Here is a 21,827-nt window from a genome sequence, read left to right as displayed (position 1 = left end):
TTTTAAATTAGAAAGTTAAAAATATTACATAAAAAATCATATTTTGATATATTTTCTTGATTACTTTCCAAACTGATCATGGAAGGTCTACAATAGTCACCACCTTAAACCTTGATGATCGAGATTGTGATGACTTATACGTTCAATCGTCCTGCTTTTCCTGCAACGCGCATGCGTAGAATTAGAAAAAATGATAAGTTAAGATCGATGGTTAGCGAAACACACCTTACAAGTGATCATTTAATTTATCCAGTTTTTGTACTTCCAGGTGAAAAGCAATCACAAGACATTCCAAGTATGCCAAATATTCAGCGTCTTTCCGCTGATCTTCTACTCAAAAAAGCAGAAACATTGTTAGAGTTAGGCGTATCAAAACTTGCCCTATTTCCAGTTACACCACAAGAAGACAAAAGTTTAACTGCTGAAGCTGCATGGCGCAAAGATGGTGTTGTACAAGAAACTTGTCGTTTACTCAAAAAAGAACTCCCTGAAATGGTACTCATCACAGATGGTGCTTTAGACCCTTATACAACACATGGACAAGATGGCATTATTGATGACACAGGTTATGTACTCAACGATGAAACTGTGGATTGCTTAGTTAAACAAGCACTAAGTCATGCAGAAGCTGGTGCTGATGTAATTGCACCAAGTGATATGATGGATGGTCGTATTGGTGCAATTCGCCAAGCTTTAGAGGCAAATGGACATATTTATACCAATATCATGGCTTACTCTGCAAAATATGCATCTAGCTTTTATGGCCCTTTTCGTGATGCAGTTGGCTCATCAAGTAACTTGAAGGGTGCAAATAAAAACAACTACCAAATGGATTTTGGAAACCGTGCCGAGGCACTTCACGAAATTGCACTAGATATCCAAGAAGGTGCAGACATGGTCATTGTTAAACCAGGTATGCCTTATTTAGATGTTGTACGTGAAGTCAAGGATACCTTTGGTGTTCCAACATTCATTTATCAGGTTAGTGGTGAATATGCCATGCTTGCTGGAGCAATTCAAAATGGCTGGCTCTCTGAGAATGTTATTTTAGAATCATTGCTTGGATGTCGTCGTGCAGGTGCAGATGGTATTTGGACATATTTTGCAGAAGATGCAGCACGTAAGTTAAAAGAAATGAGATAATTATAATAACAGAAGATAAGTGTTGTAATAATTGGTGCAGACATTAAAGAATTCATGCCTGCACTAAAACCTTACCTAAATATACAAAATAGATTTATCTTTTTTTTCTGCTCATAAAACAATTATATATGACCAAACATTTTCATTGCCATTCGCTGTGCTTGTCTACCATAAAACCAAAAAGTAACTGCATATAAGGGAGCTGCAATTACAAAAAAGAATAAGGCACAGATAAATAGTGTAGACGATTGACATAACATATTGATTGTATATTGCCAAATTTGAGGCTGTGAAAAAGACGCCCATAGCAAACCAAGAAAAAATCCAGTTAGGTTAAATAACCAAAAAATAAGATTAAATAACACACTAAAATGATTTCTTTCAATCGTCGTAGGTGCACGGCGTTGTTGCTTCAAAAAAATATATAAGACACCAATCATTGCAACTAAGTAAGGAAAAACCATTAGTATAAAAGCAAGACTATTCGGCAAAATCGTTGCCAAAATTCCGCTAATGCAAGTGGTTAGAAAACAAATAAGTAAAAACCACGCATAATATTTCTTTAAAGATATGTTCAAAATAAGCCAACTTTAAAATTTACTTATTTTTTTTAATTTTTTTTAATTTACTTGTCAACCTATTTTATCTGTATGTCGTTATATAAGGTACAAGGCATATCAAACCTAAATAGTAGCAGTGAATATTTAGTGGCCTTCAGTCTGAGAGTAGCAACTCGGCTCGTCTTGGGTAATATAAAAATAGCCCGTTCATAAAAGACTTCTTAAAGCCAATGATTCTTCATCACTCGAATCATTGGCTTCATTTTTATATATCTTTAAAAAAACACAAATTTTTCTTACAGAATCTACATATTAAAATCGCAAATATAGATGAAGATATTCAAACATAAAAGCTAGAATATTTTCTAAAGAATAATGATAAAGATTAAATTCTGATTAATTGTTTCATAATATAAAAATGATTAACTTAAGTCCAATCCAACTACTATAATATGTATCTTAGATAATATAACTTGATATATTTTATCCATAAATAATTCACATATTTCATTCACTATAGCTTTATCAGATTTAAAACTAACTTAAACACAAGAGATTAACTTTATGAAAAAAATTTTATCTGTATTGGCTTTAGGTCTTAGCGCAACAGCTTTCACTGCAACAGCAATGGCAGCACCTGCGCCTCAGCCAGCGCCACACAAGCATCATGTAAAAAAGGTACACCATAAAAAACATGCACATAAAAGACACGTACACAAAAAGCACCACCATTTAGCTAAAAAACCAGTATAGTTTTTAAATAAAATCTAATGTCAGTAATTAATAAATAACCGACTAATCTATTAGTCGGTTTATTTTTTCTAATCAGTAAAATTAAACTGTGGTTTACAATAAATTGGAAAGTTAACAGAGTTGGCAATCATACATTCATGATGTGCTGTTTCATGTAATTCCTTAGCGAGTGCTAGATTAGCACCTTGCTTTAAGGTAATTCTTGGATTTAAACACACTTCTTTAATATGCCCTCTTTTCGTTGGATGATGGTCTTCCATTTCACCTTCTGCATCATCTTCATATGCAATAACATTTACACCATTCACCGCACATAAATGTAAATACCATAGTTTATGACATGCAGATGCCGCAGCAACGATTAAATCTTCAGGATTCCATCTGGTTTTATCACCCAAATATGCAGAATCTGCCGAACCTAAAATGGTTGGTTTATGTGGATGTGTAATTTGAAAATCTCTTTGATAGCCGTCATAAGAGGCTGTTCCTTGACCCAAATTCCCATCCCAAATTACGGAAACGTTATAATAATGAGTTGTCATGGCATTCTACTATTATTCTATTTTTTATAGTTATACCATACCCACTCTTAGAAATATTCAATATTTAAAAAAACTCTGTTAAATTAGCCTTGCTACCATATAAGACAAGAGTAACTCATGGCTGTACATTTTTTTCATACTTCTGACTGGCATTTGGGGCAACTATTTCACAACTATTCCCGCCATTTTGAGCATGAAAAATTCTTAACATGGTTACTTCAAGAGATTAGCGATAAACAGCCTGATGCGCTACTCATCGCAGGTGATATTTTCGATATTGTCAATCCATCTTCTGCCTCACAAAAACAGCTCTATCAATTTCTTGCAAATGCACATGACATCGCACCACATATGCAAACTCTCATGATTGCAGGTAACCATGACTCAGGCTATCGCATTGAGCAGGTAGAGCCACTGCTGGCAAAATATAATGCCAAAGCAGTCGGTATTATCCAATGGACACAAGATAAAAAACTCAATTTAGATCATCTCATTTTACCTATCTACAACTCAGACAATATTATTGTTGCTTGGTGTGTTGCCTTGCCGTTTTTACGTCCTGCTGAAATTACAGGATTTAATGAACATACCCAAGACAGCCAGTCTGCTATCTCTTATTTACATCAAACTTTAATAGATGAAGCAAAACGGCGTAAGACAGATGAACAGGCGCTTATTGTCATGTCACATGCACATATGCAAGGGGGTCAAGAATCTGACTCTGAACGCTGTATCGTCATTGGTCATCAAGATGCTCTTTCTACAGACCTTTTTAATAAAGATATCGACTATGTTGCACTTGGGCATTTGCATAAACCACAAAAAGTAGGTAACGAATATATTCGTTATAGTGGCGCTCCTATTCCACTCTCATTTAGTGAATTAAATTATAAACATCAAGTTTTAAATGTTCATATCCATCCTAACAAAAATATTTCAGAAAAAATTCAATATGAAAAACTCATCATTCCAAGATCAATTGCATTACATGCAATTAAAGGTGAGCTTCAAGATGTTTTCAAAAAATTAGAACAGTTACCAGATGAGGGTGCTTTACCGATTGATGAACGGGAGTTTGTAGATATTGAATACTATAGTCACACCCCACCCCCGCTTAACTTACGCCAACAAATTGAAGATTTATTGCCAAAACAACGGTACCGAATTACTCGTATTGTTCGTAAACCTGTCACATGTGCAGATACCGATGACCTATCTATTTCTAAAATTGATTTAGCACCACCAACACCTGAAAACTTATTTGAACAGATTTGGGAAAGTATGGGCTATCAACAAGATATACAAGTGAAAGAAGACTTTTTAACTCTCCTCCATGAAGCTGAAGAAATACAGCATAAAAACACAACATCAAATGAAGGATAACTCATGAAAATTTTGTGCTTACGCTTAAATAACTTAGCCTCTATTGCAGGAGAACATTGCATTGACTTTGAATCTGAACCTCTAGCCAATGCAGGACTTATTGCTATTACAGGAAAAACAGGTGCAGGTAAATCAACGCTACTTGATGCAATGTGCTTGGCTTTATTCGACCAAATTCCTCGCTTAAATGGCGCATTAGGCAGTTTGACTGATGTCAGCGGTCAAGATATTTCAATTAAAGATACAAAACATATTTTACGGCGTGGTGTAATTAGTGGCTTTTCAGAAATTGAGTTTATTGCACTTGATCAAAAAAGGTATCGTGCACGCTGGGATATTCGACGCTCTTATAAAAAACTCACAGGCAACTTAAAAGTCGAACGATCTGTCACTCGTTTAGAAGACCATCGTGTACTTACACAAAAAATCTCAGAATGTACACCATGCATTCAATCACTTATTGGATTAAGCTTTGAGCAGTTTACACGTGCGGTTCTACTTGCCCAATCTGAAGTTGGTGCATTCTTAAAAGCGAAAGATCACGAACGTGCAGCCTTACTTGAATACCTTACCAACTCAAATATTTTTAGCTTAGTCAGCCAACGTGCATTTGAAAAAACCAAAGAAATAAAAATCGAACTCGATAAAAAACAAGAATTTTCACAACATATTCAACTACTTTCTACAGAAGAAGTTGAGATATTTGAACAAAACAAGCAGATTCTTGAAGAAAAAATTAAATATATTCAACAACAACAGCAACAGCTTGAATATGCACAGCAATGGCAAAATGAATCCCAACACTTAGAACAAGAAATTAATCAGCAACAGCTTGTATCTATCCAAATTGAGCAAGAAAAGCACCAACTTGCTCAACAGAAACAACAGCTAGAACATTTAGATACCTTTGCCGAAATACGCAACAGTTACCAAGAGCAAATCTCTGCAAAGCAGCAACAAACCCATTTTGAACAACAACTTCAGATACATACAAAACAGTTTGAACTCACCCAAACAAGCTTTAACATGCAACAAGGAGAGTTACAAACCTGTGAAAATGACATTGCAACCTATGAACAAAAGCTAGAACAACTACAACCTGAGCTACAAAAAGGTTTTGAACTCGATGCCCAACGTGAGTACCAGCTTACTCAATATCAAAAAATACAAGATGAGCTTCATGAAAAAGTACAGCTTCAAGCCAAGCAAACTGAAGCAGTCAACCAAATAAATGCAGAAGAAAAAGAAATTCTATCCAAAAAAGAGGAAATTGAAGCCCACATTTCAAAATATCAATTTTTATCAAAACTTGCGGAAGAGCCTAAAGCAAATATAGATAAACTACATCATATTCAAATGCTTTGGCAAAAAATTCATCATACTCAATCAGAAGATTTTAAAATTGAAATCTTCAAAAACACATATCAATCTCGCTGTACAGAGATCGAGAGCCAAATCAAGCAATATGGTTCTTTAGAACAACTTGAAGAAAACCTTCAGATATTACGAGAACGACAACGTGTAGCTGAACAGCTTGAACAACAGCTCACACAATACAGTGATAAAAAACAATTACTGTTAGAACAGCAAGAAAGTCTAAAACAGCAACAGAAAATGCTTCAACATGAATATAGTGAAGTACAGAAACATCAGCATGCTTTTGAAATTGGAGAAAAAGAATTACAAATACTACAAAAAATTATTAATGAACAAAGACTTCTTCAATCTGAGCACATCACTGCCCTGCGTGATGCTTTGAGAGTAGATGAAGCATGTCCTGTATGTGGAAGTAAAGACCACCCCTTCATAGAGAAAAAATTACTTTTAGAACAGGCCATACAAAGTATTCATCAACACCAAGAAGAAGAACAGCAGAATATAAAAGATACAGCTTTTGCAAACTGGCAAGCAAGTCAACAAAAATATGCTCGATTAGAAAGTCACATTGAACATTTAAATCATACTATTTTTCAAATACAACAAGAACAGAGAACATCTTGGCATCAAATTGAGCAACTATTGAAACAAACAACTTTCAACTTTTCTTTAGAAAAATCATCAGTTTCACTTCATAAAGAAATTGATGTTCTTAAAAAGTTTATACAGGCTGACCATGAAAAATATCTCATAAAAGATCAGGTTATTAAATCGCTGAAGCAACAACTTAAACAGCAATTACAAGAAAAAGAATGTATAAACCACATTGAAGAATTCGAAAAATTGACATCTTTTATTTTTGAATATATTTGTGATGAAAATGAAAAAAATCACTGGAAAACTCAACCAGCCCTATGCATCGATCACTATATTCAAGGCATAAAACAGCTTACTCAGGCAGAAAATGATCGCCAAAAACTTGTACAGCAACTCGAAAATATACAACATAGAAAACAGCAACAGCAGCTTGAATCTTCAATGCTCGCTACACAATGTACGGCACTTGAAGAAACTCTAAAGAATACAAAGCAACAAGGTCTACATATTCGACAACAAATAGATCAACTCATTCAAAAGCATACTAAAGATACATTCACCACAGTTAATGCATGGCGATCTGCGCTATATACTCATAAAAACCAATTATATGCAAAGTATCAGACAGTCAAAGAATACTTTTCACAGATTGAACAGCAATACCATACCGAACAAACTACACTGAATACGCTTCGCCAAAGTGTAGATATGTGGCAAGGTTATGCACAAGAACATTTTCATAAACAAGAACAATGGAAAAGCAATCACCCTCTATTTACCAATACTTTAATTCAAACATGTTTAGAAACCACCACGACGGATATTCAACAACTCAGACAACATATTCAGCATATGGAGCAGCAGCATATACGCCATGAAACAGCATGCCACCAAACAAAACAGAACTACTTACTACATCAACAGAAAAAACCACAGTGCCATTTGGATAAAGTAGAAGAACAATTTCAAGAAAATCAAACACTTATTCAAGATGCTCGCCTTGCACGTGATGAAATTAATGCCAAGCTCATAAGCAACCAACATGCAAGAGTACAGCAACAACACTATGTAAAAGATATTGAGCAACTTCAACAACAAGTGAACCGTTGGGGCAAAATTTCTGAGCTGATTGGTAGCAAAGATGGTGCAAAATTCAGACGTATTGCTCAAGAGCATCATTTAGATATTCTCATTGAGTACGCCAATCAACAATTACAACCTCTTTCTACGCGCTATTCACTTAAACGTATTGAAAATAGTTTAGGACTCGCCATCATAGATCATGAAATGAACAGTGAAGTTCGTCCTGTTCTTTCATTGTCAGGTGGTGAAACTTTTCTTGTTTCACTCGCACTCGCACTCGCTATTGCCAATATGGCATCAGGTGCGATGCGATTAGAGTCACTATTTATAGATGAAGGTTTTGGAACACTTGATCCCTCTTCCTTGCATATAGTTATGGATGCTTTAGACCGACTGCAAAGCCAAGGTCGAAAAGTAGTTCTCATTTCACATGTACAAGAAATGCATGAGCGTATTCCTGTACAAGTACGAGTGAAATCAATTGGGTCAGGAACCAGTCAGATTGAAGTGGTCGGCTAGATTGTAGAACGATGACCACTCACACTATCGCCTGCATTTTTAGCTAGGCGATAAGCATCCCATAAAGAAAGCAATGAAATAATAGCAACAATTATAAAGGTAACCTGAAAGTCGATAAGTTCTGCATGAGCAATATGCCCATTTAAATGCATTATAGTCCGTAAGATAAGTGCTGCAAGTGCCACACCAACACCTAAACTTATTTGAAAAAATAAACTAAATTGAGTTGCTGCATATCTTTTGTCTTTTGGCATAATATCGGCAAAGCTCAAGCTGTTATAACAGGTAAACTGTAATGAACGGCTCAAACCACTCATAAACATCAATGCAATCATGATTCCCCATGGCGTTGTTGGTGTAAATACAGCCGTACTAGCAATAATAAGAGCACCAATTACACCATTTACAATAAGAATATTCCTAAAGCCAAAACATCTCATCAATTGGGTTGTAAATGGTTTCATGGCTAAATTACCCACAAAAACAGTTAAAACCAGTAGCCCTGCTTGCAAAGCACTTAAACCAAATGCCAACTGAAACAACAGTGGTAATAAGAATGGAATCGCACTCATTGCTATTCTAAAAATAGAACCACCAATAATACTCACAGAAAACGTTTTTTCTTTAAATGCATCGAACTTAAGCAATGGCTGCTCAACTCGCTTCATATAAAAAATTGCGCCAATAAAAATAAAGATACCAAACAACCCAAGTGAGAAATAAGGCAATATATTATCGATTTGCTTCCCAAGCTGTTCCATCGCATACATAATACTTAAACATGCGATTGCCAATAAAATAAACCCTATAAAGTCAAACCTACCTATCTCATTATTTTTAGTATTTTCTATGAGGCGATAACTTGCACATATTGCAGCTAGCCCTAAAGGAACATTGATATAAAAAATCCATTGCCATGTGGTGTGCATCACAATAAAACCACCCAAGGCTGGGCCAATAATTGGCGCAACCAATCCCGGCCAAGTAATATAAGCAATCGCTTGAACTAATTCATTTTTTTGTGCTTTACGAATCACCACCAAACGTCCAACAGGTACCATCATGGCACCGCCAATACCTTGGAGTATGCGAGAGAAAATAAAAGTTTCTAGACTCGTACTTAACCCACATAAAACAGAAGCAAGCGTAAAAATGATTACGGCGCTCATAAAGATGGTTCGTGCACCAAAACGGTCTGCCAACCAACCACTTATTGGAATAAAGGTTGCAACAGCCAATAAATATGCACTAATTCCGATATTCAAGTCGATTGGCATGATATTGAATGTCTGCGCCATTGTTGGTAAAGCCGTTACAATAATCGTGGCATCTAAGTTTTCCATAAAAAATGTAAGTGCCACAAGAAGTGCAATATGTTTGGTGTGCCTTTGCACCTTATACTCCCTTACTGATAATCACGCTGTCCAAAAAGTGCTGTACCTACGCGCACCATTGTAGAACCTGCCTGAACTGCATTTAACAAATCGCCTGACATTCCCATACTTAGCGTATTCCAATGCTCTAAAGTAGGATAATTTTCTTTTACTTTTTGAAATAATTGCTGTGCATCTTTAAATGCTTGGCAATTATTAGGTGCAGGAATAACCATCAAACCACGTAAATGTATATTTGGCAGTTGCATCATGTCACCAACAAGCTGTATTACCTCATCGGGTTGGCAACCATCTTTACTCTCTTGTCCATCAATATTGACTTGAATACAGATATTTAATGGCGACATATTCTCTAAGCGTTGTGCTGAAAGCCTCTGAGCAATAATTAATCTATCTACACCATGCACCCATGCAAAGTTTTCAGCCAATAGTTTAGTTTTATTTCTTTGCACATGACCAATAAAATGCCATTCAATTTCAAGCGATTTCAGATCAGAAATTTTCTGTAAAGCTTCTTGTAAATAATTTTCACCAAATGCGCGCTGTCCACACCGATACATTTCTTCTAAAGCAGTACTTGGATGTGTTTTTGAAACCGCCAATAACTGTACATCTTCACTGCTTCTACCTGCCATCTGACAGGCTTGTGAAATCTGTGTAAGGACGTCTTGTCTTGCTTTTAAGAACTGATGCATGAATATTTCCTATTTATAACAGAAAATCATTGGTTTGATTCTCAGAAAATCGCTATCATTCTATAATAATTACACGTTTCATAACATTATATTGGGGATAATCTATGGACATTACAGAATTGCTCGCATTTGGGGTGCAGCATAAGGCTTCCGACTTACACTTATCAGCAGGGTTACCGCCCATGATTCGTGTAGATGGTGATGTACGACGCATTAATCTTCCTGCATTATCACACAAAGAGGTACACCGCCTCATTTATGACATCATGAATGATAAGCAACGTCATGACTTTGAAGAACGCCTTGAAATTGACTTTTCATTTGAAGTTCCAGGGCTTGCACGTTTTCGTGTGAATGCATTTAACCAAAATCGTGGTGCAGGTGCTGTTTTTCGTACCATTCCATCAAAAATTTTAACGTTTGATGATCTTGGTTTAGGCGCAATTTTTGAAAAATTATGTGACATTCCACGTGGGATTATCTTAGTCACAGGACAAACAGGGTCAGGTAAATCAACAACGCTTGCTGCTATGCTCGATTACATCAATGAACATCGTTATGAGCATATTCTAACTGTAGAAGACCCCATTGAATTTGTACATGAATCTAAAAAATGTTTGATTAACCAAAGAGAAGTTTTTAGAGATACCCATGGTTTTGCACCTGCGCTACGCTCTGCACTTCGTGAAGATCCAGATATTATTCTTGTTGGTGAGATGCGAGACCTTGAAACCATCCGTTTAGCACTAAGTGCTGCTGAAACAGGTCACCTTGTATTTGGTACGTTACATACGACCTCTGCGGCAAAAACAATTGACCGTATTGTTGATGTTTTCCCTGCTGAAGAAAAAGACATGATCCGTTCAATGTTATCAGAGTCATTACAAGCAGTTATTTCACAAACCTTACTCAAGAAAAATGGGGGTGGCCGTGTGGCTGCACATGAAATCATGCTTGGCGTTCCTTCAATTCGTAATCTTATTCGTGAAAACAAAGTCGCTCAAATGTATTCAGCGATACAAACCGGCGCAGGACAAGGAATGGTAACACTCGACCAAAGTCTGAAAAAACTTGTACAACAAGGCATTGTAAGTAAACAAGCAGCACAAGTTGTTGCTAAAAATCCTGAATCTTTTTTATAAGTAGCGAGTATAAATTACCATGAGCATGGACTTTAATGACTTACTCAACTTAATGAGTGAAAGAAAAGGATCTGATTTATTCATTACAGCAGATCGTGAACCATCTATGAAAATAAATGGTCAACTTATTCCTATTTCAAGTACGAAGCTCAGTGGAGAGATGATTAAACAACTCATTAATTCCATTATGAGTACACAACAAAAAGAAGAATTTGCTAAAACGAAAGAATGTAATTTTGCAATTACCAACCGTGAAAAAGACCGACGCTTTCGTGTCAGCGCATTTTATCAACGTGACCTTCCGGGTATGGTCATCCGCCGTATCGAACATCAAATTCCATCTGTAGATAGCCTTAAAATTCCTCCTGTGCTCAAAGAGCTTATTATGAGTAAGCGAGGGATTATCTTATTTGTTGGTGGTACAGGTACAGGTAAATCAACATCGCTCGCTTCTTTAATTGGACACCGTAACCAAAACTCTACAGGTCATATTATTACTGTTGAGGATCCAATTGAATTTATTCACAATCATGCAGGCTGTATTATTACTCAGCGTGAAGTTGGATTAGACACTGAATCTTTTGAAGTTGCGCTCAAAAACACACTGCGCCAAGCACCAGATGTTATTTTAATTGGTGAAATTCGTACTAAAGAAGTCATGGACTATGCGCTTGCATTTGCTGAAACAGGACATTTGGTGCTCGCAACACTACATGCTAACAATGCAAACCAAGCACTCGATCGCATTACCCATTTCTTTGAAACAGAGAAACAAAATCAAATTTATATGGATTTATCTCTAAACCTCAAAGCAATTGTGGCACAGCAACTCATACCTACAGTCGATAAAAAATCACGACGTGCAGCTATTGAAATTATGATAAATAGTCCACTCATTGCAGACTATATTCGTAAAGGACAAATCAATGATATTAAGTCAGTGATGAATAAATCACGAGAGCTTGGAATGCAAACTTTTGATCATGCTCTTTTTGACTTATACAAAGACAATATCATTAGCTATGAAGAGGCCTTAAAACATGCTGATGCACCAAATGATCTAAGACTTAAAATTAAACTATCTTCAGATGACAACTCACCTACTGAACATAAACTAACCTTTGATGGACAGGTCTAACAAAAAAGTCGCTTATTTATAAGCGACTTTTTTAAAATTTGTTGAACTTATGTAGCAATTATTTCTTACGTGCAACCTCTTGGCATTCAGGTTCATCACAATAACCATAAAGATTTAATGAGTGCCCTGTTAAAGTAAAACCAAACTTCTTAGCGACTTCATGTTGCTCATGCTCAATAACTTCATTTGTAAACTCAAGTACTTTACTGCAGTTTTGACAAACAAGATGGTCATGATGGCTGTCTTGCATAATTTCAAATACAGAATGATTGTTTTCAAAATTAAGACGTTGCACAATGCCTGCTGCTTCAAACTGAGTAAGCACTCTATATACCGTTGCTAAACCAACATCTTCACCTTGATCTAACAATGTCTTATAAATATCTTCTGCACTTAAATGATGAGGCTTCGAATTTTCAAGGAGTTCTAATATCTTAATGCGTGGAAGGGTTACTTTAAGTCCTGCTTTACGTAAGTCTTGATTGGAAATGGCCATGAAAAGTCTCTCAACAATTTTTAAGTAGGAATATGCAATAGAGTTTAGATGCAGTATGATCTATCCTTAGACTAAATGCATCAAAATTGATTTGGATAGTGTAGCAAAATGCAAAAAATTATTTTGACGACGTTACTCGTCAGTTCATTGCTCGCAGGTTGTGTCTATAAAATTGACATTCCTCAAGGAACGCCTTTAACCAAAGCACAAGCAGCTCAAGTGCAACCCGGTATGAGTTACCAGCAAGTTCGCTTCCTATTAGGTAGCCCAACTATCGCTGATCCACTAAATCCATTGCGTTGGGATTACATTTACAATTATATCCCAGGAACATATGCGAAAAAAGCAAAGATTCCTGAAGCTAAAGGACAACATCTTAGTGTTTACTTCAATGATGCTGGCAATGTAAGTAAAATTGAAGGATTAGACACGATTCCAAATACACAACCAGGATTACCTCCAACAAAAGAAGGCATTGTAAATATGCCATAATTGTAATGACATTTAGTGATTACAGTCAAAGAAAAACCCCAAATAGTGGGGTTTTTCTTTCGTTCAAGACAATTGTTTAAACCGATTACCCTTTATAACTCGACCTACAGGATTTTTAGCAGCACGATTACGGCGTATATCTTTCGGATTAATTTTTAAAGGTCTATAAATTTCGACACGATCACCTACCTGCAATACATGTTCTAGATCTGAAATTTGATGCCCAAAAATGCCAAACTTAAATATATCTGGCAAATCGACCTTTTGTCGAATAGCACTTTTCTCAATTGCTTGTGCAACTGTCATACCCTTCGTAAATTCTACTTGAATATGTAATTGCTCAATTTCTCCAGCATATACCACCCAAATGCATTGCATTTAGAAACGTCCCATAATAACAGCGACCAATGCAAAGACAATAGATAGTGGTGCTATAACACGAATTGCAATGCGCCAAATATTATAAAACAATTCACTACTGAAATTGAGCGCTTTTCTTAGATGGCTAATTTTCATTATCCAACCCACAAAAATGGCATACACTAAGCAGCTAATTAGTCCCCACAACATCATAACTGCATTTAAAACAGGTACAAGCAAAGTAACTGCCCAAACAAATAATGGGGCAAGTAATAATACATATTGTAAAATGATAGACACTTGACGTTGTTTCAACTGTTCTTTTGCAAGCTGAATAAGTAGAGCAGCACCGAACAGTACAGTCACAAGCAGACTTATCTCAGAAATTGGTGTTTGTGCAGCAAATACACCAAAAGCTATTACAGCCAAGATTTGAGCAAACCAAACTGGCATAACCAATGGCGTTGCTTTATCTTCACTACTTAAAGAGTTCACACTTGACTGTGCATAAATTCCCAGCCCCAGACCACCTGCGACTAGTGCAAGCAATGTTGCATTACCCCACTCTATAAAGGTTACTGATGTCATGTGCCAAGCTGTCAGATGGGTACCAAAAACCTGACTGATTACAAGAGAACTTACTACGCCTATAATACTTAGGATAGATAAAATTTGACGTGGAATGAATGATAGAATAAATGCGAATACTGCAAGCCCAGCAAAAATGATATTTTCTGGTAAAGATGTTGGAATCAGTTGCAAGCCAATATGACTAATGTTTGCGAGCATACCTCCTGCTAAAAATGGCATAAAAATAACAGATAACCAACCTGCTATTCGCCATTGCATTGAAGCATCTGCTTCTCTTGTTAAACTCATAAGTGCATTTAAAACGGTTGTTTTTGCACGTTTTACAAGCGCGAACTCTAAATAAATAAAAGGCAATGCAAGAAGAAATACTGTTACTAGCCATAGCAGCCAAAAGTCAATTTGTCTGTCTGTTGTAATACCAACAATAGGTGCAAATGTGCTAATTAACATAAATGATAAGCAGAACGCCATGAGTGGCGATAACCATCGAGACATAGGTCTATCCTGTATCCGAAGCTTTATAGAAATGATGAGCTATTTTGCCTTTGTCCGCACTGAAAATCAAAGTTTACGCAATATTAATTTTTAAATTTTAGTGATTATCATATATCAAATAATTAAATTATTTATGAAATTCCTATAATACATTTATCTGATTATTTGTATATTATCTGAGGAGCAATTAATATGCTCCCCAATATAGATCTCTGTATTATGAGAAAAAACGTGCGAACCAACCTTTACCTTTTTTCTTTTCTTGTTCCTTAATAATTCCCTTCATATTTTCTTTTACAGCACCCACATAATCAGCATCATCGTGTTTAATATGGTTAATTAACCATTTTGTGAGCACCTGATAAAGGTCTTCTTCTATATCTTCACCTTTAAGAAATCGTGTACGGTAGTTTTCAATCTTTTTTATAAATAAATCATGTACTTTCTTATGCGGTATACAAAATTGATAACCCGCTTCTTCTTGTAAACTTTCTTCAAAAGTAAAATGAGACTGGGTGTAATCAATAATATTATCCAATATCTCTTTTACTTTTTCACGATCATGTGTAAAACACACTTCATCAATATCATTAATATAATCTAAAATACGTTTATGTTGCTCATCAATAACTTCGATACCTGTATTAAACTCACCAGTCCAATGTACTTTCATTATTTTGCCTATTATGTATTTTCCATCTGTATAAATACATCATATACAAGTATTTCTTATTGAAAAATAAGGAAAAATCCCAACCAACTCGCTTGGGATTAATAAGCTATTGAATTTTATATTATTCGTAAAATACCATAGTAAAAGAATCAAGTATTTTATGTACAAATGTATATTTTATAGAATTAAATTGTTAATAGACATCTGCTTTTGTAACACGGCGTAAACTTGGATCTAATGCCTCACGCACCAAACGATCAATATAAGTTTTTGATTTTTTGATTAGGTTTCCTTCACGAAATAACATAAGCTCACCTGGTTCAAAAGCCTTCCATGCTTCATTATGCGTTAAAGGCTCTGTCGTAATCACTGCAACTCTATCTTCAGGTAAAGTTACTTCTCTAAAATCAACCTCCATATCTAAATCAATAAGTTGTGTTGGACGAAATGGATAAGAGCGAACAACCCAATGTAATTTGGTCACTGCATAGCTAAAAAGAGCTTGCCCATTAGATAAACAAAAATTAAAAGTTCCATATTCTGCAATTTTAGGTGATATGTCCTCAATTGCTTGAAAGATATCTTCTAAACTTGGTTCTTCATAACCAAAGCGCTCTACCAAATGATCCAACAAATAGCAAAAAGCATACTCACTATCTGTATTTCCTACAGGAATAAAGCGTCCTCTAAGCTCAGGCTTAAACCCATGTAAGTCACCATTATGTGCAAACACCCACTGTCTACCCCACAATTCACGTACAAATGGATGTGCATTTTCAAGGCTAATTTTTCCTTGAGTTGCTTTACGAATATGTGCAATTACATTACGAGATTTAATAGGATAAGTACGAATAAGCTCAGCAATAGGTGACTCTACCGCAGATTTATTATCTATAAATAATCTGCAAGATTTATCTTCAAAGAATGCAATACCAAAGCCATCACAATGGTCTGATGTTACACCCGCACGCTGAGAAAATCCTCTAAATGAGAAAGTAATATCTGTAGGTGTTGCACAATTCATTCCAAGTAGCTGGCACATAGCAAAAATCTTTTCATAACTGTTTCAGTAAGGTTAAAATTTACAATAGCACGACTTATATGTAAAAGTGTTTTTTTATAGATACTTATTCTTTTAATGAATATAGAATTATTTTTTATTGTTTTTTAAAGATAAAGAAATGTGATTTTTATCACATGCTCACTTTAAAATTAGGCATGAGCATGTGATTTTTTATCTATTTAGATGTTTTATTTGAAATGAGTGTACCAACACCATGATCTGTAAACACCTCAAGTAATGTTGCATGAGGCACACGACCATCTACAATATGTGCGCTAATAACACCACCCTTCACAGCATCTAAAGCACATCCTACTTTAGGAATCATACCGCCATAAATCACACCTGTTTCAATAAGACGATCGACCTCTTTCGTTGATAAACCTGTCAGCAGTTTTTTGCTTTCATCCAATACACCAGTAATATTGGTCAATAAAATTAATTTTTCCGCACCTAATGCTTCAGCAACTTTACCTGCTACAAGATCAGCATTAATATTATACGTATCACCATTTTCATCTACACCAAGTGGTGCAATGACAGGTATAAAATCGCTTTGGGTAAACATTTCTAAAACATCAGTTTTTACGCCAACAACTTCACCTACCATGCCAAGGTCAATCTTAGTGACTGTCCCATCTTCATTTTGCTTATCCATAAGCAATTTCTGTGCATGAATTAAGTTAGCATCTTTACCAGTTAAACCAATAGCACGACCACCATGTTTATTGATTAAGTTAACAATCGATTTATTTACGCTACCACCTAACACCATTTCAACCACTTCCATGGTTTCTTTGTCAGTCACTCGCATACCATCTATACGGTCAGATACTTGACCTAAACGCTTAAGGAGTGCATCTACTTGTGGGCCACCACCATGTACAACTACAGGATTTAAACCAACTGTTTTAAGTAAAACAATATCTCGTGCAAATGAACTTTCTAGCTCAGGATCAGTCATGGCATTACCACCATATTTCACCACGAGGGTTTTTCCTGCAAAGCGTTGAATATACGGTAAAGCTTCCGTTAATACATGAGCCTTGTCTAAACCAATGTGTTGATGTGGCATACACCACTCCTTCTTTAAAATAAAAATAAAATTTAAGACAATACAATTTGCATTATTTCAGCAGAGACTTCTGGATACTGCTCAGATAAAATTTTAGCAAATTGATTACGAATATAGATAAAAGCCTCTAAACTTTCAGCATCAAACCGAACCGTTAAATACTCTCCTGTATTAGAGGCACGTAATACACCTGAACCTTCAGAATATTCAACGCGAATACCATCAACACGAATAATCTGATGGAACTGCTTTTGCATCTTTTCATCAAAAAAAGATAAAATATCTATAGGTTTATATTGTGTTGTATAGATATAGGTATCTTCAGAAAAATATCGCTCTGGATAATCTGCAAACAACTCAGAAAACTTACGATTTTCTGTCATTGTAAAATATTCAAGAACACGTAAAGCTGCATAGATACCATCATCGTATCCTAGCCCTCGACCATCATTAAATACATAATGCCCCGCATATTCTCCACCAAAGACTGCTTTACCATTTGATTGCATCAGGTATTTACGTAGAAAAGTGCTCCCAGTTCTAAGCATAACAGGTGAGCCATCCAAATCATGAATAGTTTTAGCAACTAAACCTGAACACTTCACATCAAAAACAACTTCAGATTTTGGCTTTTTCTCTAAGCAAATTTTAGCCAATAAACAAATAAGTCTATCGGGACTAATCACTTGAGCATGCTCATCTAACAGTACCAAGCGATCACCATCACCATCTAATGCAATACCCATATCTGCATGATGATCTCGAATCGTATGTTTTAATAAAGCTAAATTTGCTTCTTTTGAAGGATCTGGTGCATGCTCTGGAAAGTGACCATTTGCATCACAACGCAAATCAATCACCTCACAACCTAACTCACGAAACACATACCTTGCATACTTACCTGCCGAACCATACAAACCATCTATAACTATTTTAAGTGGCTTCTTTAATACGATATCTTGAATAAGATAATCGACATAAGGTTTAGAAATATGACCATAAATACAGTGTGGAATCTCATCTGCAATCATTGCTGACTGTGTATGACTTTCCATATATTGCTTCGCCAAAGTCGCAATTTCCTGAATATCATCAGGAGATGGCGGTTGAAATTCCCACAACCATTTAATGCCATTATCTTCTTTTGCATTATGGCTTGCAGTTAACATAACACCTGTGCCATTTGCATATTTTTGCGCTGAAAAATACATTACAGGTGTCGAACAACAGCCTAAAACAGTGACCTGAATATGATGTTTTATAAGTATTTTTTCAATTATTTTTGCATATATTGGACTAGTTAAACGTGCATCATAACCAAGTACAATATGATTAATATCTGCTTGTTGAAGTTTTTCTACAAATGCATGACCAATTGCTGTAATCACATCTTGTGTTAAGTCAGATAAACTTCCACGAATGTCATAAGCACGAAAAATATGTAGAGGAAACTGATTTTCTTTTAACTGTATCATTCAACTTAACTATTATATAGGCCTATAGAATTGTCATCATTTCCTTCACATTTGTAAATATAATAACGATAACATTTTGTACTGTTCTATTCTTTTCTTATTATGCAATAAAAAAAACCTATGAAATTTTCATAGGTTTTTAAATCATTTAATTTACTTATTGCTTACCTGTATGACCAAAGCCACCTGCTCCACGCTCAGTTGCAACAAACTCCTCAACTTGCTCAAACTCTGCTTGAACCACTGGAACAAGTACATATTGCGCAAGACGCTCACCTGGCTCTAAAGTAAATGCTTTTTCACTACGGTTCCATACAGAAACCATCAATTCACCTTGATAATCTGAATCGATGAGACCAACCAAGTTGCCTAAAACAATACCATGCTTATGACCAAGACCCGAACGCGGTAAAATTAAACCTGCAAAGTTTGTATCTTGAATATAAATAGATAGCCCCGTTTTAACCAATACAGTTTGTCCCGGCTCAATTGTAATAGTCTCATCTAAACATGCACGTAAATCTAAACCTGCTGAACCTAATGTCGCATAAGTAGGTAAAGGCCATTCTTTGCCTAAACGCTCATCCAATACTTTTACTTGAACTTTCATATCGTTTCCTTTTACATTAACTTTTGTGCTTTAGCATGGCACGTAAATTTTCCAAATATACTTTCGCTTGTTCTTTCGGATCCACATTGGCTTGTGCCTTTTTCTTTCGACCCATCCAATCAATATCATCTTGTGGCAATTCATCTAAGAAACGGCTTGCTGTCATTTGTTTCATTTGACCACCTGCTTTACGTTGCTCTGCAAGTGTAAGTGTAAGACCTTGGCGCGCACGTGTAATTCCCACATACATTAAACGGCGCTCCTCTTCTATGGTATCGGCTGCAATAGAGTTTTTATGAGGCAATAATTCCTCTTCAAGACCCATAATATAAACAAATGGGAACTCTAACCCTTTTGCTGCATGCAAAGTCAGAAGATTAACTTTATCTGTATCCTCTTCTTCTTGCTGCTGCTCAAGCAAATCTAACAGCACCATTTTTCGAATTACACTTTCAATATTTTTTTCATCAACATCTTCGGCACGATTAATTAAGCTTTGAATACTGGTATACAACGTTTCAATGTTGTCGAGTTTTGTCTTCTCTTGGGCAGGTGTTGCTGTTTGTTCACGTACATAGTCGATATACCCTGTTTCAGTAATCATTTGACGAATAATAGGTACAGGGTTATCGTCTTCCAAAAGTTCTCTCGTATAGTCCTGTAGAAACTGGGCAAACTCAAATAAATGAGAGCTAATTTTTTTAGATAAAACCATCGTTAAACGTTGATCGCCTGCTGCTGCAAGCAAAGATAAATTATTTTCTTGTGCAAATAGTCCTAATTTTTCTAAGGTAACAGGGCCAATCGAGCGTTTAGGTGTATTAATAATTCTTAAAAAAGCACTGTCATCTTCAGGATTAATAATTAAACGCAGATAACTCATGATGTCTTTAATTTCACTACGCGCAAAGAAAGATGTTCCGCCTGAAAGTTTATAAGGAATCTGCATTTGACGAAGCTGTGTTTCAAGTACACGTGCTTGAAAATTTCCACGGTAAAGCACCGCATAATCCTTCCAGCTCTTACCATTCATCAGCTTATGCGTCATCAAATCTTTAACTACACGCTCTGCTTCATCATCATCATTACGGCATGTAATAATACGAATAGCCTCACCATGACCTTTATCACTCCACAGCTTCTTATCAAAAATATGTGGGTTATTGCCAATAACATGGTTAGCTGCTTTTAGAATACGACTTGTAGAACGATAATTTTGTTCAAGCTTAATCACTTTTAAATTTGGGAAATCATCTTTAAGTAATGCCATATTTTCAGGTTTAGCACCACGCCATGCATAAATAGATTGGTCATCATCTCCTACAGCGGTGAATTGCCCCATAACACCAACCAACAACTTCACCAATATATACTGTGCAGTATTGGTATCTTGATATTCATCGACCAATAAATAACGCACTCGATTTTGCCACTTATCTCGTACTTCGGCATTTTCTTGTAATAATCTTGTAGGCAATACAATTAAGTCATCAAAATCAACAGCGTTATATGCACGTAAATTGCGCTCATAAAGTTGATACAGATATGCAAAACGAACATCCTCTTCAGTTTCACACGTGTTATGTGCTTGTTCAGGTAAAATTAAATCATTTTTCCAATCAGAAATTTTCTTCATTACCTTTGCAATTAACTCACGACTTTCTGCACCCGATAAATTATCTTGATGCATTAGATCCATAAGCACACGCTTACAATCATCTGCATCTAAAATTGAAAAATTCGCTTTTAAAGGTAAATGTTTCAACTCTAAACGCAACATGTTCAAACCAAATGTATGGAATGTTGAAACTGAAAGTCCTTTCGCTTCTTCACGACTGAGCAACGCCCCCACACGTTCCTTCATTTCTCGTGCAGCTTTATTAGTAAAAGTCATTGCTGTAATACGATGTGCAGGAATACCGCAGTTTTTCACAAGATGGGCTATTTTGCGTGTAATCACCGATGTTTTACCAGAACCAGCGCCAGCAAGTACTAACAACGGCCCTTGTGTATATTTCATGGCCTCATGTTGCTTGTCATTTAGTTGGCTTGCCGATGACATAGTTATTCCCCTCGATGATTAGAAAACGATTATAACGATGTACCTTATATATTCCTAACCTGAATGAAAGAGTTGATGAAATTTTAACAATAAAAAAGTCGCATAGAAT

Annotated in this window: 20 protein-coding genes; 7 read left to right on the top strand and 13 right to left on the bottom strand. The window is 35.9% G+C overall.

Annotated features, from left to right (window positions below; genetic code table 11):
* The first annotated feature begins 129 nt into the window (after positions 1-129).
* Entirely contained in the window at positions 130-1,143 is a 1,014-nt protein-coding gene (gene hemB / locus AC1MPL_RS05320; protein WP_479764792.1) for a porphobilinogen synthase, read from the top strand.
* A 122-nt stretch (positions 1,144-1,265) separates the two neighbouring features.
* On the opposite strand, the gene AC1MPL_RS05315 is transcribed toward hemB, so the two are convergent.
* Entirely contained in the window at positions 1,266-1,715 is a 450-nt protein-coding gene (locus AC1MPL_RS05315) for an ABZJ_00895 family protein (protein WP_479766158.1), read from the bottom strand.
* Positions 1,716-2,267: 552 nt separating this feature from the next.
* Here AC1MPL_RS05315 and AC1MPL_RS05310 point away from each other — a divergent pair.
* Positions 2,268-2,456 carry a hypothetical protein gene (locus AC1MPL_RS05310; protein ID WP_479764790.1) on the top strand — a complete coding sequence of 63 codons (189 nt, stop codon included), beginning with the start codon at positions 2,268-2,270 and terminating at the stop codon, positions 2,454-2,456.
* 68 nt (positions 2,457-2,524) lie between these two features.
* On the opposite strand, the gene AC1MPL_RS05305 is transcribed toward AC1MPL_RS05310, so the two are convergent.
* Positions 2,525-2,998 carry an OsmC family protein gene (locus tag AC1MPL_RS05305; protein ID WP_479764789.1) on the bottom strand — a complete coding sequence of 158 codons (474 nt, stop codon included), beginning with the start codon at positions 2,996-2,998 and terminating at the stop codon, positions 2,525-2,527.
* Positions 2,999-3,115: 117 nt separating this feature from the next.
* On the opposite strand from AC1MPL_RS05305, the gene AC1MPL_RS05300 reads away from it, so the two are divergent.
* Both AC1MPL_RS05300 and AC1MPL_RS05295 read left to right on the top strand, forming a co-directional pair.
* Positions 3,116-4,381 (top strand): exonuclease SbcCD subunit D C-terminal domain-containing protein, encoded by a 1,266-nt coding sequence (locus AC1MPL_RS05300; RefSeq protein WP_479764787.1) that lies wholly within the window; start codon positions 3,116-3,118, stop codon positions 4,379-4,381.
* Between the two features lie 3 nt (positions 4,382-4,384).
* Positions 4,385-7,957, top strand: coding sequence for an SbcC/MukB-like Walker B domain-containing protein (locus AC1MPL_RS05295; RefSeq protein WP_479764786.1), 3,573 nt, complete (start codon positions 4,385-4,387; stop codon positions 7,955-7,957).
* On the opposite strand, the gene AC1MPL_RS05290 is transcribed toward AC1MPL_RS05295, so the two are convergent.
* Together AC1MPL_RS05290 and AC1MPL_RS05285 are read right to left on the bottom strand one after the other, a co-directional pair.
* Positions 7,954-9,351, bottom strand: coding sequence for a DHA2 family efflux MFS transporter permease subunit (locus AC1MPL_RS05290; RefSeq protein WP_479764784.1), 1,398 nt, complete (start codon positions 9,349-9,351; stop codon positions 7,954-7,956). The genes AC1MPL_RS05295 and AC1MPL_RS05290 overlap by 4 nt on opposite strands.
* An 11-nt stretch (positions 9,352-9,362) precedes the next feature.
* On the bottom strand, positions 9,363-10,046 hold the full coding sequence (locus AC1MPL_RS05285) for a YggS family pyridoxal phosphate-dependent enzyme (RefSeq protein ID WP_479764783.1): 684 nt from the start codon (positions 10,044-10,046) through the stop codon (positions 9,363-9,365).
* 104 nt (positions 10,047-10,150) lie between these two features.
* Between AC1MPL_RS05285 and AC1MPL_RS05280 the strand changes: the two genes are divergently transcribed.
* Both AC1MPL_RS05280 and AC1MPL_RS05275 read left to right on the top strand, forming a co-directional pair.
* Positions 10,151-11,188 (top strand): type IV pilus twitching motility protein PilT, encoded by a 1,038-nt coding sequence (locus AC1MPL_RS05280; protein WP_479764781.1) that lies wholly within the window; start codon positions 10,151-10,153, stop codon positions 11,186-11,188.
* Positions 11,189-11,213: 25 nt separating this feature from the next.
* On the top strand, positions 11,214-12,326 hold the full coding sequence (locus tag AC1MPL_RS05275) for a PilT/PilU family type 4a pilus ATPase (RefSeq protein WP_479766156.1): 1,113 nt from the start codon (positions 11,214-11,216) through the stop codon (positions 12,324-12,326).
* A 58-nt stretch (positions 12,327-12,384) separates the two neighbouring features.
* Here the strand turns inward: AC1MPL_RS05275 and fur are convergent, their stop codons facing one another.
* Positions 12,385-12,822, bottom strand: coding sequence for a ferric iron uptake transcriptional regulator (fur, locus tag AC1MPL_RS05270; RefSeq protein WP_479764779.1), 438 nt, complete (start codon positions 12,820-12,822; stop codon positions 12,385-12,387).
* 108 nt (positions 12,823-12,930) lie between these two features.
* On the opposite strand from fur, the gene AC1MPL_RS05265 reads away from it, so the two are divergent.
* Positions 12,931-13,314 carry an outer membrane protein assembly factor BamE gene (locus tag AC1MPL_RS05265; RefSeq protein WP_023272676.1) on the top strand — a complete coding sequence of 128 codons (384 nt, stop codon included), beginning with the start codon at positions 12,931-12,933 and terminating at the stop codon, positions 13,312-13,314.
* Between the two features lie 63 nt (positions 13,315-13,377).
* Here the strand turns inward: AC1MPL_RS05265 and AC1MPL_RS05260 are convergent, their stop codons facing one another.
* The 8 genes from AC1MPL_RS05260 to AC1MPL_RS05225 all read right to left on the bottom strand — a co-directional run bounded on the left by AC1MPL_RS05260 (position 13,378) and on the right by AC1MPL_RS05225 (position 21,718).
* Positions 13,378-13,692 (bottom strand): RnfH family protein, encoded by a 315-nt coding sequence (locus tag AC1MPL_RS05260; protein WP_479764777.1) that lies wholly within the window; start codon positions 13,690-13,692, stop codon positions 13,378-13,380.
* The gene (locus tag AC1MPL_RS05255) at positions 13,693-14,760 is read right to left on the bottom strand and encodes a hypothetical protein (protein WP_479764776.1); all 1,068 of its coding nucleotides are present in this window, start codon (positions 14,758-14,760) and stop codon (positions 13,693-13,695) included. It abuts the gene before it with no gap.
* Positions 14,761-14,977: 217 nt separating this feature from the next.
* The gene (locus AC1MPL_RS05250; RefSeq protein WP_479764774.1) at positions 14,978-15,433 is read right to left on the bottom strand and encodes a bacteriohemerythrin; all 456 of its coding nucleotides are present in this window, start codon (positions 15,431-15,433) and stop codon (positions 14,978-14,980) included.
* Between the two features lie 193 nt (positions 15,434-15,626).
* Complete coding sequence (locus AC1MPL_RS05245; RefSeq protein WP_479764772.1) at positions 15,627-16,475, bottom strand: class II glutamine amidotransferase; 849 nt, start codon at positions 16,473-16,475, stop codon at positions 15,627-15,629.
* Positions 16,476-16,671: 196 nt separating this feature from the next.
* The gene (gene argB / locus AC1MPL_RS05240) at positions 16,672-17,571 is read right to left on the bottom strand and encodes an acetylglutamate kinase (protein WP_479764771.1); all 900 of its coding nucleotides are present in this window, start codon (positions 17,569-17,571) and stop codon (positions 16,672-16,674) included.
* Between the two features lie 32 nt (positions 17,572-17,603).
* Positions 17,604-19,046: a phosphomannomutase/phosphoglucomutase gene (locus AC1MPL_RS05235; protein WP_479764770.1), complete on the bottom strand. Its 1,443-nt coding sequence runs from the start codon at positions 19,044-19,046 to the stop codon at positions 17,604-17,606.
* A 157-nt stretch (positions 19,047-19,203) separates the two neighbouring features.
* Positions 19,204-19,656 (bottom strand): dUTP diphosphatase, encoded by a 453-nt coding sequence (dut, locus tag AC1MPL_RS05230; protein ID WP_479764769.1) that lies wholly within the window; start codon positions 19,654-19,656, stop codon positions 19,204-19,206.
* Positions 19,657-19,672: 16 nt separating this feature from the next.
* Positions 19,673-21,718 (bottom strand): UvrD-helicase domain-containing protein, encoded by a 2,046-nt coding sequence (locus AC1MPL_RS05225; RefSeq protein ID WP_479764767.1) that lies wholly within the window; start codon positions 21,716-21,718, stop codon positions 19,673-19,675.
* Positions 21,719-21,827 lie beyond the last annotated feature (109 nt).

This window comes from Acinetobacter sp. N1-1, assembly GCF_056711485.1.
Note: the sequence above shows the minus strand (reverse complement) of the source record. Positions and strands in the feature narration are given on the sequence as shown.

What these genes read in the sequence shown, in the direction of transcription:
- AC1MPL_RS05310 (WP_479764790.1), top strand. Translation starts at nt 2,268, where the DNA reads ATGAAAAAAATTTTATCTGTATTGGCTTTAGGTCTTAGCGCAACAGCT.
- AC1MPL_RS05285 (WP_479764783.1), bottom strand. Translation starts at nt 10,046, where the DNA reads ATGCATCAGTTCTTAAAAGCAAGACAAGACGTCCTTACACAGATTTCA.
- dut (WP_479764769.1), bottom strand. Translation starts at nt 19,656, where the DNA reads ATGAAAGTTCAAGTAAAAGTATTGGATGAGCGTTTAGGCAAAGAATGG.
- argB (WP_479764771.1), bottom strand. Translation starts at nt 17,571, where the DNA reads ATGCCACATCAACACATTGGTTTAGACAAGGCTCATGTATTAACGGAA.
- AC1MPL_RS05295 (WP_479764786.1), top strand. Translation starts at nt 4,385, where the DNA reads ATGAAAATTTTGTGCTTACGCTTAAATAACTTAGCCTCTATTGCAGGA.
- AC1MPL_RS05280 (WP_479764781.1), top strand. Translation starts at nt 10,151, where the DNA reads ATGGACATTACAGAATTGCTCGCATTTGGGGTGCAGCATAAGGCTTCC.
- AC1MPL_RS05235 (WP_479764770.1), bottom strand. Translation starts at nt 19,046, where the DNA reads ATGATACAGTTAAAAGAAAATCAGTTTCCTCTACATATTTTTCGTGCT.
- AC1MPL_RS05275 (WP_479766156.1), top strand. Translation starts at nt 11,214, where the DNA reads ATGGACTTTAATGACTTACTCAACTTAATGAGTGAAAGAAAAGGATCT.
- AC1MPL_RS05305 (WP_479764789.1), bottom strand. Translation starts at nt 2,998, where the DNA reads ATGACAACTCATTATTATAACGTTTCCGTAATTTGGGATGGGAATTTG.
- hemB (WP_479764792.1), top strand. Translation starts at nt 130, where the DNA reads ATGACTTATACGTTCAATCGTCCTGCTTTTCCTGCAACGCGCATGCGT.
- AC1MPL_RS05265 (WP_023272676.1), top strand. Translation starts at nt 12,931, where the DNA reads ATGCAAAAAATTATTTTGACGACGTTACTCGTCAGTTCATTGCTCGCA.
- AC1MPL_RS05250 (WP_479764774.1), bottom strand. Translation starts at nt 15,433, where the DNA reads ATGAAAGTACATTGGACTGGTGAGTTTAATACAGGTATCGAAGTTATT.
- AC1MPL_RS05260 (WP_479764777.1), bottom strand. Translation starts at nt 13,692, where the DNA reads ATGCAATGCATTTGGGTGGTATATGCTGGAGAAATTGAGCAATTACAT.
- fur (WP_479764779.1), bottom strand. Translation starts at nt 12,822, where the DNA reads ATGGCCATTTCCAATCAAGACTTACGTAAAGCAGGACTTAAAGTAACC.
- AC1MPL_RS05225 (WP_479764767.1), bottom strand. Translation starts at nt 21,718, where the DNA reads ATGTCATCGGCAAGCCAACTAAATGACAAGCAACATGAGGCCATGAAA.
- AC1MPL_RS05245 (WP_479764772.1), bottom strand. Translation starts at nt 16,475, where the DNA reads ATGTGCCAGCTACTTGGAATGAATTGTGCAACACCTACAGATATTACT.
- AC1MPL_RS05255 (WP_479764776.1), bottom strand. Translation starts at nt 14,760, where the DNA reads ATGTCTCGATGGTTATCGCCACTCATGGCGTTCTGCTTATCATTTATG.
- AC1MPL_RS05300 (WP_479764787.1), top strand. Translation starts at nt 3,116, where the DNA reads ATGGCTGTACATTTTTTTCATACTTCTGACTGGCATTTGGGGCAACTA.